The 15,803-nt window shown below is 71.5% G+C and carries 14 protein-coding genes; 1 reads left to right on the top strand and 13 read right to left on the bottom strand.

Annotation, left to right across the window (positions count from 1 at the left end; translation table 11 throughout):
* Nucleotides 1-25 precede the first annotated feature (25 nt).
* From gdhA to rpsO, 9 genes are all read right to left on the bottom strand, one after another.
* On the bottom strand, nucleotides 26-1,363 hold the full coding sequence (gene gdhA / locus HGAM_RS10280) for an NADP-specific glutamate dehydrogenase (RefSeq protein ID WP_038951728.1): 1,338 nt from the start codon (nucleotides 1,361-1,363) through the stop codon (nucleotides 26-28).
* 59 nt (nucleotides 1,364-1,422) lie between these two features.
* Entirely contained in the window at nucleotides 1,423-2,430 is a 1,008-nt protein-coding gene (locus HGAM_RS18780; RefSeq protein ID WP_049798310.1) for a LacI family DNA-binding transcriptional regulator, read from the bottom strand.
* Nucleotides 2,431-2,435: 5 nt separating this feature from the next.
* Nucleotides 2,436-3,824, bottom strand: a complete 1,389-nt coding sequence (locus tag HGAM_RS10270) for a GH1 family beta-glucosidase (RefSeq protein ID WP_019145401.1) — start codon at nucleotides 3,822-3,824, stop codon at nucleotides 2,436-2,438.
* Nucleotides 3,821-4,642, bottom strand: a complete 822-nt coding sequence (locus HGAM_RS10265; protein WP_038951727.1) for a carbohydrate ABC transporter permease — start codon at nucleotides 4,640-4,642, stop codon at nucleotides 3,821-3,823. The genes HGAM_RS10270 and HGAM_RS10265 overlap by 4 nt, the downstream gene beginning before the upstream one ends.
* 2 nt (nucleotides 4,643-4,644) lie before the next feature.
* Nucleotides 4,645-5,517: a carbohydrate ABC transporter permease gene (locus tag HGAM_RS18775; protein WP_019145399.1), complete on the bottom strand. Its 873-nt coding sequence runs from the start codon at nucleotides 5,515-5,517 to the stop codon at nucleotides 4,645-4,647.
* Nucleotides 5,518-5,669: 152 nt separating this feature from the next.
* On the bottom strand, nucleotides 5,670-6,950 hold the full coding sequence (locus HGAM_RS10255; RefSeq protein WP_019145398.1) for an ABC transporter substrate-binding protein: 1,281 nt from the start codon (nucleotides 6,948-6,950) through the stop codon (nucleotides 5,670-5,672).
* A gap of 219 nt (nucleotides 6,951-7,169) precedes the next feature.
* A complete protein-coding gene (locus HGAM_RS10250; protein ID WP_147543651.1) occupies nucleotides 7,170-8,261 on the bottom strand; it encodes a hypothetical protein in 1,092 nt (363 codons plus the stop codon).
* Nucleotides 8,262-8,438: 177 nt separating this feature from the next.
* Entirely contained in the window at nucleotides 8,439-10,670 is a 2,232-nt protein-coding gene (locus HGAM_RS10245) for a polyribonucleotide nucleotidyltransferase (protein ID WP_019145396.1), read from the bottom strand.
* Between the two features lie 225 nt (nucleotides 10,671-10,895).
* Entirely contained in the window at nucleotides 10,896-11,150 is a 255-nt protein-coding gene (gene rpsO, locus HGAM_RS10240; protein ID WP_131402585.1) for a 30S ribosomal protein S15, read from the bottom strand.
* 176 nt (nucleotides 11,151-11,326) lie between these two features.
* On the opposite strand from rpsO, the gene HGAM_RS18770 reads away from it, so the two are divergent.
* Nucleotides 11,327-12,208, top strand: a complete 882-nt coding sequence (locus HGAM_RS18770) for an SGNH/GDSL hydrolase family protein (RefSeq protein WP_019145394.1) — start codon at nucleotides 11,327-11,329, stop codon at nucleotides 12,206-12,208.
* Here HGAM_RS18770 and HGAM_RS10230 read toward each other — a convergent pair.
* Genes HGAM_RS10230 through rbfA form a run of 4 tightly spaced genes read right to left on the bottom strand, consistent with a single transcriptional unit; the run spans nucleotide 12,205 to nucleotide 15,753 of the window.
* On the bottom strand, nucleotides 12,205-13,140 hold the full coding sequence (locus tag HGAM_RS10230; protein ID WP_019145393.1) for a bifunctional riboflavin kinase/FAD synthetase: 936 nt from the start codon (nucleotides 13,138-13,140) through the stop codon (nucleotides 12,205-12,207). The genes HGAM_RS18770 and HGAM_RS10230 overlap by 4 nt on opposite strands.
* Nucleotides 13,141-13,183: 43 nt before the next feature.
* A complete protein-coding gene (locus HGAM_RS10225; RefSeq protein ID WP_019145392.1) occupies nucleotides 13,184-14,419 on the bottom strand; it encodes a phospholipase D-like domain-containing protein in 1,236 nt (411 codons plus the stop codon).
* An 18-nt stretch (nucleotides 14,420-14,437) separates the two neighbouring features.
* Nucleotides 14,438-15,319 carry a tRNA pseudouridine(55) synthase TruB gene (truB, locus tag HGAM_RS10220; RefSeq protein WP_019145391.1) on the bottom strand — a complete coding sequence of 294 codons (882 nt, stop codon included), beginning with the start codon at nucleotides 15,317-15,319 and terminating at the stop codon, nucleotides 14,438-14,440.
* Complete coding sequence (gene rbfA / locus HGAM_RS10215) at nucleotides 15,316-15,753, bottom strand: 30S ribosome-binding factor RbfA (protein WP_019145390.1); 438 nt, start codon at nucleotides 15,751-15,753, stop codon at nucleotides 15,316-15,318. The genes truB and rbfA overlap by 4 nt, the downstream gene beginning before the upstream one ends.
* Between the last annotated feature and the right edge of the window lie 50 nt (nucleotides 15,754-15,803).

Below are 15,803 nucleotides of genomic sequence, written 5' to 3'. Positions count from 1 at the left end.
CCGATGCTATCGACCTCCGGGCGGCTCAGATGACGCCCTGGGCGACCATCGCGTCGGCCACCTTGGTGTAGCCGGCCAGGTTCGCACCCATGACGTAGCTGCCCGGCTCGCCGTAGCGGGCCGCCGTCTCGACGCAGGACGTGTGGATGTCGCGCATGATCGAGCGCAGCCGGTCCTCGGTGTAGCCGAACGCCCACGAGTCACGGCTCGCGTTCTGCTGCATCTCCAGCGCGCTGGTGGCGACGCCGCCCGCGTTGGCCGCCTTGCCAGGAGCGAACGCGACGCCGGCGTCGCGGAACACCGCCACGGCCTCCGGCGTGCAGGGCATGTTGGCGCCCTCGGCGACGAGACGCGCGCCGTTCTTCACCAGCACGCGGGCGTGCTCGGCCTCCAGCTCGTTCTGCGTGGCGCACGGCAGCGCCACGTCGCACGGGACGTCCCAGATCGAGCCGTCGGCGACGTGCGTGGCCGAGGGACGCTCGTCCGCGTACGCGGTGAGCCGCTCGCGGCGCACCTCCTTGACGTCGCGCAGCAGCGCCAGGTCGATGCCGTCCTCGTCGACGACGTAGCCGGCCGAGTCCGAGCAGGCCACCACGGTGGCGCCGAGCGCCTGGGCCTTCTCGATGGCGTAGGTGGCGACGTTGCCCGAGCCGGAGACGACGACGCGCTTGCCCTCGAGCGACTCGTCGCGGGCGGCCAGCATCTCGGCGGCGAAGAACACCGTGCCGTAGCCAGTGGACTCGGTGCGCACCTGCGAGCCGCCCCAGGACAGGCCCTTGCCGGTCAGCACGCCGGACTCGTAGCGGTTGGTGATGCGCTTGTACTGGCCGAACAGGTAGCCGATCTCGCGGCCGCCGACGCCGATGTCACCAGCCGGGACGTCGGTGTACTCGCCGATGTGCCGGTACAGCTCGGTCATGAAGGACTGGCAGAAGCGCATGATCTCGGCGTCCGAGCGGCCCTTGGGGTCGAAGTCCGAGCCGCCCTTGCCGCCGCCGATGGGCATGCCGGTCAGCGCGTTCTTGAACACCTGCTCGAAGGCCAGGAACTTGATGATGCTCAGGTTGACCGACGGGTGGAACCTCAGTCCGCCCTTGAACGGGCCGAGCGCGGAGTTGAACTCGACGCGGAAGCCGCGGTTGATGTGCACGACGCCGTCGTCGTCGGTCCACGGGACGCGGAAGATGATCTGCCGCTCCGGCTCGCAGATGCGCGACAGGATCGACCACTGCGTGTAGTCGGGCCGGCTGTCGGCGATGGGCGCGAGGCTCAGCATCACCTCCAGCACGGCCTGGTGGAACTCGGGCTCCCCGGGGTTGCGCTGGAGCACGGCCTCGAAGGACGGACGGAGGGCGGGGTGCAGCTGCTCGATCACCCCAGCAGCCTAACGACGCGCTCCCCCGTCGCCGGGCCGGGCGTCGCTCAGGAGGTGCCGCCGACGGTGAGCTCGACCGGCAGCACGAGCTGCTCGGGGCCCGTGGGCGCGCCGTCGACGTGGCGCAGCACCATGCGCGCCATCTCGCGGCCGAGCCGGTCGAGCGGCTGGACGACGGTGGTCAACGGCGGCTCGTGGGCGGCCCCCCGCGGGATGCCGTCGAAGCCGACCACGGCGACGTCACCGGGCACGGAGCGGCCGGCCTCGCGCAGCGCGCGGATCGCGCCCAGCGCCATGAGGTCGCTGGCCGCGAAGACGGCGTCCAGTCCGGGGCAGCGCTCGAGCAGCGCCCGCGTCGCGGCGTGGCCGGACGCCTCGCTGAAGTCGCCCTCGGCCACCAGCGCCGGGTCGGCGGCGAGACCGGCGTCGCGCAGGGCGTCGCCGTAGCCGTCGCGCCGGTCACGTCCGGCGGTCATGCCCTGCGGGCCGGTGACGGTGGCGATCGTGCGACGTCCGCGTCGCAGCAGGTGCTGCACGGCGGTGCGGGCGCCGGCCCGGTTGTCGACGTCGACGTACGACGCCTCGGGCCAGCGCTCGGAGCGGCCGCCGAGCACGGTCGGGATGCCGCGGGCGCTGAGGTCGACCGGCAGCGCGCCGTCGTCGTGGATCGACAGCGCCAGCACGCCGTCTACGTGAGCCGGCGACAGGAAGCCATGCAGGCGCTCGGCCTGCTCCTCGGACTGCACGAGGGACAGGACCAGCTGGCGCGAGGCGTCGGCCAGCTCGGCGGAGATGCCGCGCACCACGCCGGCGAAGAACGGCTCGCCGAAGATCCGCTCCTCGGACTCAGCGATGACCAGGGCCACCATGCCGGTGCGCCGGGTGACCAGCGCGCGGGCCGCCTGGTTGGGCACGTAGCCGAGGTCGGCGACGGCCTGCAGCACCGCCTCCCGGGTGCGCGGCGACACCTGGGAGGAGCCGTTGATGACGCGCGACGCCGTGCCGCGTCCGACTCCCGCCCGCGCGGCGACCTGCTCCAGCGTCGGCGGCCCCATGGCGCTCACCCGGCGCGGCTCCCGTCGTGCGGGACTCCGGACCGGCCGGCCTGTCCGCGGTGGGCGTTCATGAGGTCTTTGTACCAGTGCGCGCTGTCCTTGAGCGTCCGCTCCTGGGTGTCGTAGTCGACGTGGACGATGCCGAACCGCGAGGCGTACCCCTCGGCCCACTCGAAGTTGTCCATGAGCGACCAGGCGAAGTACCCGCGCACGTCGGCGCCGGTCCGGCACGCGTCGGTCACGGCACCCAGGTGGTCGCGCAGGAAGGCGACGCGCCGCTCGTCGTGCACGGCGTCGCCCTCCAGGACGTCGTCGAACGCCGCCCCGTTCTCGGTGATGTACAGCGGCAGCCGCGGGTACTCGCGGTGCAGCCGCTCCAGCACCTCGGTGAGGCCGGCCGGGTCGACGTCCCAGCCGAGCGCCGTCTTGGGCACGTCGCGGCTGTGGAACTGGGCGAACGAGGCCGACGGCCACGGGGTCGACCCCACCACGTGCCGCGTGTAGTAGTTGACGCCGAGGAAGTCCAGCGCCGGCGACATGGTCTCCAGGTCGCCGTCCTGCACGAACGAGGCGTCGGTGACGCTGCGGACGTCCTCGAGCACGTCGGCCGGGTAGCTCCCCCGCAGCATCGGGTCGAGGAACCAGCGGTTCATGAGCCCGTCGACGCGCCGGACGGCGTCGTCATGGCGGCCGGAGTCGTCGACCGGGCTCACCGGGTACAGGTTGACGGTGACGCCGACCTGCGCGTCCGGCACAGCAGCCCGGAGCCGGTCGACGGCCATCCCGTGGCCGAGCATCAGGTGGTGCGAGGCGGCCAGCGCGTCGGCCGGGTCGGTGCGACCCGGGGCGTGCACGCCGCTGCCGTAGCCCAGGAACGCCGAGCACCACGGCTCGTTCAGCGTGATCCAGTGCTTGACCCGGTCCCCCAGCGCCTCCGCCGCCAGCGTCGTCATGTCGGCGAACCGCTCGGCGGTTTCGCGCACCGGCCAGCCACCGCCCTGCTCGAGCTCCAGCGGCAGGTCCCAGTGGTACAGCGTGATCCACGGGGTGATGCCGCGCTCCAGCAGCCGGTCGACCAGGCGGTCGTAGAAGTCGACGCCGAGCTGGTTCGCCGGGCCCTTGCCGCCGGGCTGCAGCCGCGGCCACGACAGCGAGAGCCGGTAGGCGTCAACGCCGAGCCCGGTCATGAGCTCCACGTCGTCCTCCCAGCGGCGGTAGTGGTCGCAGCCGGGCTCGCCGGTGTCGCCGTCACGGACGCGCCCGGGCGTGGCGCAGAAGGCGTCCCAGATCGACGGGGTGCGGCCGTCGACGTCCACGGCTCCCTCGATCTGGTACGAGGACGTCGCGACGCCCCAGGTGAAGTCGTGGCGCAGTGCCGCCAGGTCGAGCGTCATGCCTTGAGACCGCCTTCCATGATGCCGCCGATGATCTGGCGGCCGAACAGGATGAAGACCACGACGAGCGGCAGGGTGCCCATGAGGGTCCCGGCCATCACCAGCGCCTGGTCGGTGTAGTAGCCGCCGGACAGCCGCGAGAGCGCGACCTGGACGGTGGGGTGCTCGGCGTCGAGCGCGAGGTAGGGCCACAGGAAGTCGTTCCAGCGCTCCATGAACGTCAGCAGGCCCAGGACGGCGGCCGCCGGTCGCAGCACCGGGAAGACGATGCTGCGGAAGATGCGCCACGTGGACGCCCCGTCCAGCCGCGCGGCCTCGATCAGCTCGTCCGGGATCGCCTGGCTGGCGTACTGGCGCATCATGAACACGCCGAACCCGGTGACCAGGAACGGCAGGATCACCGACGACAGCTGGCCGTTGAGGCCGAGCTTGTTCATGAGCATGTACAGCGGCACCAGGCCCAGCTGCACGGGGATCATCATCGTGCCGACGACGACCAGCAGCAGCGCGCTGCGGCCGCGGAACTGCAGCTTCGCGAACGCGAAGCCGGCCAGCGACGAGCACACGACCACCGACACCGTGGTCACGCCGGCGACGATCAGGCTGTTGAGCAGCGCCTGGCCGAAGATGACGTCCTCGTTGGCGAAGACCCGCTCGATGTTGCCGAACAGCTCCCCGCCGGGGATGAGCGGCGGCGGCAGGCTGAGGATCTCGCTGGTCGTGCGCGAGGCCATGACCAGCATGAAGTACAGCGGCGCGATGGAGAGCAGCCCGGTGAGGGCCAGCGCCACGTAGAGGGTGACTGGGGCACGTCGCATGGTCAGTCCGCCGATCGGATGCGTCGCAGGAGCAGGAGGTTGATGGCCGACACCAGGCCGATGAGCAGGAACAGCACCCACGCGATCGTCGCCGCGTAGCCGAAGCGCTGGCCGGTGAAGGCCTCCTGCACCAGGTACATCGCGACGGTCTGGTACTGGCCGGTGGTGCCACCGGCGATGGCGTTGACGCCGGAGCCGAACAGCAGCGGCTCGGTGAACAACTGGACGCCGCCGATGGTGGCCACGATCGTCACGAAGACGAGCGTGGGACGCAGCATCGGCACGGTGATGCTCCAGAACTGCCGCCAGGCCGAGGCTCCGTCGATGCGGGCGGCCTCGTACAGCTCCTTGGGCACCGACTGCAGGGCGGCGAGCAGGATGAGCGCGTTGTAGCCGGTCCAGCGCCAGTCGACCATCACCGAGATGGCCAGCCAGGACGACCAGCGGTGCGCCTGCCAGTCGATCGCGCCGATGCCGACGGAGTCCAGCATCCAGTTCACGATGCCGAAGTCGCGGGCGAAGATCAGCGAGAAGATGATGCCGACCGCCGCGACCGACGTGACGTTGGGGACGAGCACGCTCATCCGCCAGAACGTCCGGGCCCGCAGCCCGTGGTTGAGCGCCTGGGCCAGCAGCGTGGCCAGGACCAGCTGCGGGATCGTCGCGATGACGAAGATGCCCATCGTGTTGACCAGCGCCCGCCAGAACTGCGAGTCGGTGGCCAGGTCGCGGTAGTTACCCAGGCCCACGAAGCCCTCGTTGCCCGACAGCAGGCTCCAGTCGTGCATCGACACCCAGGCCGTGTACAGCAGCGGGAAGAGGCCGAAGACGGCGAAGATCAGGAAGAACGGCGAGACGAACAGGTAGGGCGCCACACGCGCCTCGGTCCCCCGCCGTCCGCCCCCGCCACGCTTCCGCCAACCGCGTGGGGCCCGCACCGCCTGGAGGGTCGGTGCGGGCACCACGGGGCCGGTGGCGGACGTGCGCCGTGCCGCGGTGGCACGATCGGCGCGGCGCACGTCCGACATCAGCGGGCCGCCTTCTCGGCGTCCGAGACCGCGGTCGACCAGCCCTTGCTCGCCGATCGCTGGCCGTTCTCCACGCTGCGCATCGCGTTCTCCACCGCGTCACGCACCGGGACGTTCTTGGTGCCCAGGTACACCGGCTGCAGGCTGCTCGCGCCGGCCACGAAGAGCTGACCGGTGGGGGCGTCGCTGAAGTACTCGTTGGTGTCCTCGGTCAGCGCCGGGTCGTCGTACAGCGCGGGCAGGGACGGCAGGCGTCCGGCCGACTCGTAGGCCATCATCTGGCCCTCCTCGCCGCTCAGGTACTCGACGAGCTCGGTGGCCAGCTTCTGGTGCTTGCTGGTCTTGGGCACGCCCAGCCACGAGCCGCCCCAGTTGCCGCCACCACCGGGCACGGTGGCGATGTCCCACAGGCCCTTGCCCGCGTCGCCCGCCTGCTCGGTGATGTAGGCCGTCATCCAGGCCGGGCACGTCACGGTGGCGAACGAGCCGTTCTTGAAGCCGGCGTTCCACTCGTCCGAGAACGCGACCAGCTTGGCGCTCAGGTCGGCGTCGATCATCTTCATCGCGGTGTCCCACGACGACTTGACGGCCGGGTTCTCCTCCACGACGAGCTCGTCGTCGCGGTCGAAGTAGGTGTAGTCGCCGCTCTGCATGAGGATCGAGTTGTAGTTGTTGGTGGCGGCGTCGATGAAGTGGACCTTGTCGTCCTTGATGCCGGACTGGAACTGCTTGCCGACCTCGATGAAGTCGTCCCAGGTGGTCCACATCTTGGCCAGCTCGGCGCGATCGGTCGGGAGGCCCGCCTTCTCGAACAGGTCACGGCGGTAGCACATGGCCAGGCCGCCGACGTCCGTGCCGAGACCGATCGTGGTCTTGCCGTCGGCCGTCGTGGCCTTGTCCCACACCCAGGGCAGCCACTGGTCCTTCGTGTCGCCGGCGGCGTCCTGCAGGTTGACGAACTTGTCGGCGGCGGCCAGGAACGAGACCGTCTGCCCCTCCTCGATCGCCACCACGTCGCCGGCCGAGCCGTTGGCGGCGATCTGCTGGCTGAGCTTGGTGTTGTACTTGCCCAGGTCGCCCTCGGCGGTCTCGACGATCTTGACGCCGGGGTGGTCCTTCTCGAACTGCTCGTAGGCCTTCTCGTAGCCGAACTTGCCGAACAGGTTCACCCGGAGCGTGACGTCGTCGCCGTCGCCGCTCGAGCCACCGCAACCGGCCGCGACCGCAGCCGTCACGAGCGTCAGCACAGCGGCGCCGACGAGCTGTCGTGTGGTCTTCACGTCATGCCTCCTTGACTGCCCCGCCGGCCCGGACGGCCCTCTGTGGGAGCGTTCCCACGAGTATGACCCGCGTCACATCGAGCGTCAAGGGCTTTTTGGGAGCGTTCCCAAACGGGCGCGTCCGCGACCGATCCTGCCCGGGTCCGAGGGTCAGGGGCACCCGGTCGACGAACCTCAGCGGCGCGAGCGCTGAGGACCGGACCGCTCGGGACGACAGCCCTACCGGACGGCGAACCCCGTCACCACACGTGAGCCGTCGCCGGGCACGAGCCCAGCCAGCTTCCGCACCGCCAGGGTCCGCTCCAGCGTCCCGTGCGCCAGGTCGTACGTCTCCAGCACCGCGTCGTCGCCCCGCCCGTCCACGACCAGCACGGACATCCGCCCAGCGGCCCACGCGACGCGGACGTCCCGGGCCCGGCGTGCTCGCTCGCTCAGCCGCCCCACATCGGTCAGTCGTCCGCGCCGCAGGTCGGCCGCGACCAGGACCCCGCGGTGGTCGACGGTGTACAGGCGCCCGTCGTGCAGGTGTCCGCGCTCGGCGGCGTCGGCCAGCGGGCTGGGCCCTCCATCCGACGTCGAACGGTGACCGTGCATCCCGTAGCCGCGCAGGGGCGCGGCGCGATAGGTCCCGCGGACCGGGTCGACGGAGGCCAGGGCCAGGACCTGGTCGGTCGCGCCGCCGTCGCACCACTGATCGAGGAACCACAGCCGGCCACCCTGGTCGAACGGGTCGCTGGTCCCGCAGGACTCCGGCGCCGGACTGCTCCGGTGGTGCCGGCGGAGGTCCCAGGTGGCCACCCGGCTCGGTTCGGTGCCGGAGCCGAGCTTCGTCGCGAGCAGCGAGCCGTCCGGTCCGTCGGCGGCGCCCAGCTCCAGCAGGTAGGCGCGGCGGCCGGACACGCCGGTCGGGGTGACCCAGCGGGTCACGCCGTCGAGCCAGTGGAAGCGGCCCTGCGCGTCGGGCACGACTGCGGCCCCCATGCTCAGCTCCGACGGCGGCCCGGTCACGCTTCGCTCCCCGGCCACGACCCGGAGTCCGGAGACCCCCGCCCACGCGACGTGCCCGTGGGCGTTCATGGCCAGGTCGCCCTCGTTCCCGACGCCCTCGGCCTCCACGACGCGGGTGCTCCCGTCCGAGGCCACGAGCACGATCGCGCCGTCGTCCGTGTCCTGGAACTTGTCCGGGGCCTGGGCCACCAGCACCGCCGCCACGACGTCCTCGGTGTAGCCGGGTGCCGACGCCTCCTCGAGCGTCACCGCGTCCGACGGCTCCCAGCCGCCGTCGGAGCACGCCACCACGCCCAGGGACACGGCGACCGCCAACGCTGCTCGGACGACTCCGACGGCTCCCACAGCTCCCCCTCCGGCCCGGCTCTCGGGGACCTGCCGTCATCCTGGCCGACCGCGCCGGCGCTGGGGCGGTTTCGGGAACGACAGCGCCGACGCCCGGGCACGTGGCCCGGACGCCGGCGCGTCAGGAGTGGCGGATCAGGCCTCGGTGGCCGGCTCCTCGGCGGGGGCCTCCTCGGAGGCCTCCGCCTTGCCCTCGACCACGGGGATCAGCGACAGCTTGCCGCGGTCGCCGAGCTCGGCGATCTCGACCTGGATCTTCTGGCCGACCGACAGGACGTCCTCGACGTTGTTCACGCGCTGGCCGCCGTTGAGCTCGCGCAGCTTGCTGATGTGCAGCAGGCCGTCCTTGCCCGGGAGCAGCGAGATGAACGCGCCGAAGTCGACCGTCTTGACGACGGTGCCGAGGTAGCGCTCGCCGACCTCGGGCATCGTCGGGTTGGCGATCGCGTTGATCGCCGCGCGGGCGGCGTCGGCCGCGTCGCCGTTGTCGGCGCCGATGTAGACGGTGCCGTCGTCCTCGAGCGAGATCTTCGCGCCCGTGTCGTCCTGGATCTGGTTGATCATCTTGCCCTTCGGGCCGATGACCTCGCCGATCTTGTCGACCGGGATCTTGATGCTGATGATCCGCGGGGCGAAGGGGCTCATCTCGTCCGGCTCGTCGATGGCCTCGGCCATGACGTCCAGGATCGTGAAGCGGGCCTCGCGGGCCTGCTTCAGCGCGCCGCCCAGCACGTCGGCGGGGATGCCGTCGAGCTTGGTGTCGAGCTGCAGCGCGGTGACGAACTCCCGGGTGCCGGCGACCTTGAAGTCCATGTCGCCGTACGCGTCCTCGGCGCCGAGGATGTCGGTCAGCGTGACGTACTGGGTCTGGCCGTCGACCTCGCCCGAGATCAGGCCCATGGCGATGCCCGCGACCGGCGCACGCAGCGGCACACCGGCGTTGAGCAGGCCGAGGGTCGAGGCGCAGACCGAGCCCATCGACGTCGAGCCGTTCGAGCTCAGCGCCTCCGAGACCTGACGGATCGCGTAGGGGAACTCCTCGCGCGGGGGCAGGACGGGCATGAGCGCCCGGCCGGCCAGCGCGCCGTGGCCGATCTCGCGACGCTTGGGCGAGCCCACGCGTCCGGTCTCACCGGTGGAGAACGGCGGGAAGTTGTAGTTGTGCATGTAGCGACGCGTCTTCTCGGGCGAGAGCGTGTCGAGCTTCTGCTCCAGGTCGAGCATGTTCAGCGTGGTGACGCCCAGGATCTGGGTCTCGCCGCGCTGGAACAGGGCCGAGCCGTGGACGCGCGGGATGACGCCGACCTCGGCCGACAGCTCGCGGATGTCGGCCAGGCCACGACCGTCGATGCGCACCTTGTCGCGCAGGACGCGCTCGCGCACCAGGGCCTTGGTCAGCGAGCGCAGCGCGGCGCCGAGCTCCTTCTCGCGGCCGGCGAAGCGCTCGCCGAGCTGGTCGACGACGTCGGCCTTGATCTCGGCCTCGCGGGCCTCGCGGTCGGCCTTGCTGACGATGGTCAGCGCCTGCTTCATCGACTCCGACGCGATCTCCTTGACCGCGTCGTAGGCGTCGTCCTCGTAGTCGAGGAAGACCGGGAAGTCCTGGACCGGCTTGGCCGCGGACGCGGCGAGCTCGGCCTGGGCCTCGCACATCTGCTTGATGACGGCCTTGGCCGCCTCCATGCCCTCGGCGACGACCTCCTCGGTGGGCGCCTGGACGCCGACCTGGACGAGCTCCCAGGTCTTCTCGGTGGACTCGGCCTCGACCATCATCACGGCGACGTCGTCACCGGCGACACGGCCGGCGATGACCATGTCGAAGACGGCGTCCTCGAGCTGGGCGTGGGTGGGGAACGCGACCCACTGGCCGTCGATGAGCGCGATGCGCGTGGCACCGATCGGGCCCGAGAACGGCAGGCCGGAGATCTGCGTGGACGCCGACGCGGCGTTGATCGCCAGGACGTCGTACGGCGTGTCGGGGTTCAGGGCCATGACCGTGATGACGACCTGGACCTCGTTGCGCAGGCCCTTCTTGAAGGTCGGGCGCAGCGGGCGGTCGATCAGGCGGCAGGTCAGGATGGCGTCCTCGCTGGGACGGCCCTCGCGACGGAAGAACGAGCCGGGGATGCGACCCGCGGCGTACATGCGCTCCTCGACGTCGACCGTCAGCGGGAAGAAGTCGAAGTGATCCTTCGGCTGCTTGCTGGCGGTGGTCGTCGACAGCAGCATGGTGTCGTCGTCGAGGAAGGCGGACACGGCGCCGCCGGCCTGGCGGGCCAGGAGGCCGGTCTCGAAGCGCACGGTGCGCGTGCCGAAGCGGCCGTTGTCGATGGTCGTCTCGACCGAGTGGACGGTGGGTTCGGACATGGAAGTCCCTTCCGCGGGCACGATGCCCGCTCGTCGGGACGAGGACGCCGGCCGGCGCTGGTGGTGCCGATCTTCGATCGAGGCCCGCGGGACGGCGTCCCGAGAGCCACTACCGAGGACCGGGCTCGTCGTGCCTGGCGGCCTCGTCCGGTGGTGTTGGCGCTTGTTCAGTTGTGGGAGGTGCAGCAGAGGCGGCCACCCGAGGGGTGACCGCCTCCTGTCACGTCAGCGACGCAGGCCGAGACGCTCGATCAGCGAGCGGTAGCGCTCGATGTCGTTGTTCTGCAGGTAGTTGAGCAGGCGACGACGCTGACCGACGAGCAGCAGCAGGCCACGACGGCTGTGGTGGTCGTGCTTGTGCTCCTTGAGGTGCTCGGTCAGGTGCGCGATGCGACCGGTGAGCAGAGCGATCTGGACCTCCGGGGAGCCGGTGTCGCCCTCCGCGGTCGCGTACTCCTTGATGATGTCCGCCTTGGACATGTCCACGACGGTGGGGGCGGCAGTCTTCTTCGACATGTGACTCCTGTGGGTCTCGTTGCACGGCGCGCCCGGGCCGGTTCACCGGGGCACTCTCTGTCCGTGGCCGTTCTGACGGCGTCCCAAGCCTACCAGCGCGGTGATCCCCGGCGGTAATCCCATCGCCTACGCTGCGACCCATGCGTCTGCGATCCCGAACCAGCGCCGCCCTGTGCGCGGCCGCCCTGCTCGTCCTGCCCGCCTGCTCCGGAGGCGACGACGACGCCCCCGACGAGCAGTCCGCCGCGTCCGCCGACGCCGACGCGCTGCGCTACGTCGCCCTGGGCGACTCGTACACCGCAGGACCCTCGATCAACCCGGTCGACGGCGACTCCGGCCAGTGCGGCCGGTCGACGCGCAACTACCCCAGCGTGCTCGCCGAGGAGCTCGACGTCGCGTCCTTCACCGACGTCAGCTGCGGCGGCGCGACGTCGGACAACATCCTGCAGGCCGTGCCGATCCCGGGCAGCACCGAGCCCGTGCCGGCCCAGCTCGACGCCGTCGACGAGAGCACCTCCCTGGTGACGGTCGGCATCGGCGGCAACGACGACGGGCTGTTCAGCAGCCTGGCCAGCGTGTGCGTCGCCCCCGGCGACGCCTGCGGCGCCTACCTGCGCACCAAGCTGCCGAAGGTGCTGGCCGCCACGACCACGCGCGTCACCACCGTGCTGGACGCGGTCAAGGAGAAGGCGCCCGACGCGGAGGTGCTGCTGGTCGGCTACCTGCGCGTGACCGCCAACGGCCAGAGCTGCGAGCTGCTCGGCGGCAGCGGCGTCGACACGTCCGGCGTCGCCCAGGGCGAGAAGCAGATCGACGCGGCGCTGGCCAAGGCGGCCCAGGCTGCCGGCGTCACCTACGTGTCGATGACCGCGGCGTCCGAGGACCATCACGCGTGCAGCGAGGACCCGTGGACCAACGGGCTCACCGCCCCGCTCGGCGACGGCATCACGCTGCACCCGAACGCCGAGGGCATGGAAGCGGTCGCCGACGCCGTCGCCGACGCGGTCGACCAGGACGCCTAGAGCGCCAGGAGGGCGCGGGTGCGCGCGACGTCGTCGTGCATCCGCGCCACCAGGGCCTCGACCCCGTCGAAGCGCTCCATCTCGCGCACGGGGGCGACCAGCTCGACCCGCACGTGCTCGCCGTACAGGTCGAGGTCGTCGCGGTCGAGCACGTACGACTCGACCCGGCGCTCGGTGCCGTCGAACGTGGGGTTCGAGCCAACCGAGATCGCGGCGGGCAGCCGCTCCCCCGACGCCCGCACGAGCCAGCCCGCGTACACGCCGTCCGGCGGCACCGCGTAGGCCTCGTCGACGGGCACGTTCGCGGTCGGGAAGCCGAGCTCGCGCCCGCGGCGGTCGCCGCCGACGATCGTGCCGGTCACCTCGACCGGGCGGCCCAGCACCTCGGCGGCCTCGTCCAGACGGCGCTCGGCCACCAGCTCGCGCACGCGGGTGGACGAGAACGCCTCGCCGTCGCCGAGCAGGCTGCGGTCGTCGACGGCGAAGCCGAGCCGCTCCCCGGCCTCGCGCAGGTAGGCCACGTCGCCCTGGGCCTTGTGGCCGAAGCGGAAGTTGTCGCCGACGACGACGTTGGCGGCGTGCAGCTGGTCGACGACCACGCGCGTGACGAACTCCTCGGGGCTCCACGACGCCATCTCGCGGTCGAAGTCGAGCACGTAGACCTCGTCGGCGCCGGCCTCGCGCAGCAGCTCGATGCGGCGCTCGATCGAGGTGAGCCGCTTGGGGGCGTGGGCCGGGGCGATGACCTCGAGCGGGTGCGGGTGGAACGTCACGGCCACCGTGGCGATGCCGCGTCGGTGCGCGTCCTCGCGGGTGTGCTCCAGCACCAGCCGGTGCCCGCGGTGGACGCCGTCGAAGTTGCCGATCGTCACCACGCACGCGTGCGTGCGCGGCACGCCCGTCGCTCCGTCCACCTCAGCCCAGATCGCCACGCCGGACACTGTAGCCACCCGCCGCCGACGCGGCAGGACGCGCTCAGAGGAACGGGCGCAGCGGGGCGAGCAGCAGCTCGCAGCCCTTGGCGATGTACGGGCGGCGCGACCACTCGTCGCGGGTGAGCTCGCGCGCGTGGGCGACGTCGTTGGCGAACACCGTCTCCAGGTGCCCGGCGAACCCCGCGTCGAGGATCTCGAGGTTGATCTCGTAGTTGCCGGTGAGGCTCAGCCGGTCGATGTTGGCCGTGCCGACGGTCGACCAGATGCCGTCGATCGTGGCGGTCTTCGCGTGCACCATGGCGTCCTGGTACAGGAAGATCCGCACGCCGCCGTCCAGCAGCGAGGAGTAGAACCCGCGCGAGAGCCAGTCGGCCAGCACGTGGTTGGACACCTCGGGCACGAGGATGCGCACGTCCACGCCGCGGCGGGCCGCCTCGAGCAGGCCACGGAGGATGTCGTGGTCGGGGATGAAGTACGCCGCGGTGATGTGGACGTGGTCGCTGGCCCGGTCGATGGCCTCCAGGTACATGCCCCGGATCGGGAAGTGCAGCACGCGCGGGACGTTGCGATGGGCCCGCACGTGCGCGCCCCAGCACGACGCGCCGGACTCGCGGACGATGCGGTCGGGACTGCGCAGGTTCCAGAAGTCGACGAACGCGTTGTCCAGGTCCCACACGGCGGGGCCGGTGATGCGCACGTGGGTGTCGCGCCACTCCGTGGCGTACAGCGAGCCGATGTTGTAGCCGCCGACGTAGCCGACCACGTCGTCCACCACGAGGATCTTGCGGTGGTCGCGGCCGTAGCGGCGGAAGTCGAAGACACGCCAGCCCGGCCCGAAGACCGGGTAGCGCAGCACCTGCACGGGCGGGCGGAAGCGCAGGAAGCTCGGCGGCACCACCAGGTTGGCGAACGCGTCGTAGACGACGCGCACCTCGACGCCGCGGTCAGCCGCCGCCTCGAGCGCGGCCTTGAACCGCCGGCCCGTCGCGTCGGCCTTGATGATGTAGGTCTCGAACAGGACGCGGTGCTGGGCGTTCTCGATCGCCGCGATCATGTCCTCGAACAGGTCCTCGCCGTACGTGTAGACCGTGGCGACGTTCTCGTCGAGCGGCAGCGGGACCGGCGGGGTGACAGGGAACTCGGCCGCGTGGTCGCCGCGCAGGATCTTGCGGACCTTCGTCGTGCCCATGAGCGCGGCCACGACCGTGGCCTGGGCGGCGAGCAGCGTCAGGAGCGCGCGTCGCAGGATCCGGCCCGGGCGCATGCGGTCTGCCATGGCGATCACCCTAGGGGCTCAGACGAACACGGCCACCGGACGCGCCGTGCCGCCCGCCTGCTCGTACAGCGCGAGGAAGTGCCCGTCGGGGTCGAGCACCGCCACGGGGCCGCCGTCGCCACCCAGGTCGGTGGCGGTGAGCCGGCGACCAAACCGGACGTCCGCCGCACTGCGCTCGTCGGCCGTCCAGGTCGTGAACGAGCGGCGCGCCACGTCGTCCATGCCTACGACGTCGAACGACTCCTCGAGCTGCTCGAGCCTGCGGGACTGGTCGAGCGTGAAGCCGCCGACCCGGGTGCGCCGCAGCATCGTCAGGTGTCCCCCGACGCCCAGCGCGGTGCCGGCGTCGCGGGCGAGGGCACGCACGTAGGTGCCGCTGGAGCAGACGACCCGCACGTCGACGTCGGTGACGTCGCCGTCGTGCCGCAGGTCGGTGACCTCCAGCGTGGAGACCGTGACCGGGCGCGCGGCCAGCTGGACGTCCTCGCCCCCGCGGACGCGGGCGTAGGAACGCTGGCCGTCGACCTTGATCGCCGACACCGACGAGGGCACCTGCATGATCTCGCCGCGCAGCGGCGCGAGCGCCGCCTCGACCGCGGCCGCGTCCACGTCGCCCGCCGGCGTCGTGGACGTCACCTCGCCCTCGGCATCGTCGGTGATCGTCGCCTGGCCGAGCCGGATCGTGGCCAGGTACTCCTTCTCGGTCGTCATGAGGTGACCCAGCAGCCGGGTGGCGCGGTTGATGCCGAGCACCAGCACGCCGGTCGCCATCGGGTCCAGCGTGCCGGCGTGACCGACCTTGCGGGTGCCGGCAAGCCGCCGGGTGCGTCCCACGACGTCGTGGGACGTCCACCCGGCCGGCTTGTCGACGACGACGATGCCGGCGAGGGGCTCGCTCACGCGTCCTCGTCGTCCGCGTCGTCCTTCTTCTTGTACGGGTCGGGGTCGCCGGCGAAGTCGGCCCCGGCGGCCCGCGCCGCCACCTCGGCGTCACGCTGGCGCGCCCGCTCGAGCAGCTCCTCGATCGCCTTGGCGTTCTCGGGCACGGCGTCGAGGTGGAACTCCAGCGACGGCGTGTGCCGCACGCCGAGCTGCTTGCCGACCTCCGAGCGGATGACGCCCTTGGCGCTCTCCAGCGCCTGCGCGGTGCCGTCGATCGCCTTCTGGTCGCCCATGACGGTGTAGAACACCGACGCGTGCTGGGCGTCGCCGGTCAGCCGGACGTCCGTGACGGTCACGAAGCCGAGGCGGGGGTCCTTGATGCGGCGCTCCAGCATCTCGGCGACGACGACCTTGATGCGGTCGGCCACCTTGTTCACGCGGGGTCCGGGCACTGCTCCTCCTAGGGTGAGACGTCGGCCCGGCCTCCCGCAGCTGCGGAAGA

Source organism: Aeromicrobium massiliense JC14, assembly GCF_000312105.1.
In the GTDB taxonomy this organism is placed as follows: Bacteria; Actinomycetota; Actinomycetes; order Propionibacteriales; family Nocardioidaceae; genus Aeromicrobium; species Aeromicrobium massiliense.
The sequence above is the reverse complement of the archived record's forward strand: the minus strand, read 5'-3'. Positions and strand labels throughout refer to the sequence as shown.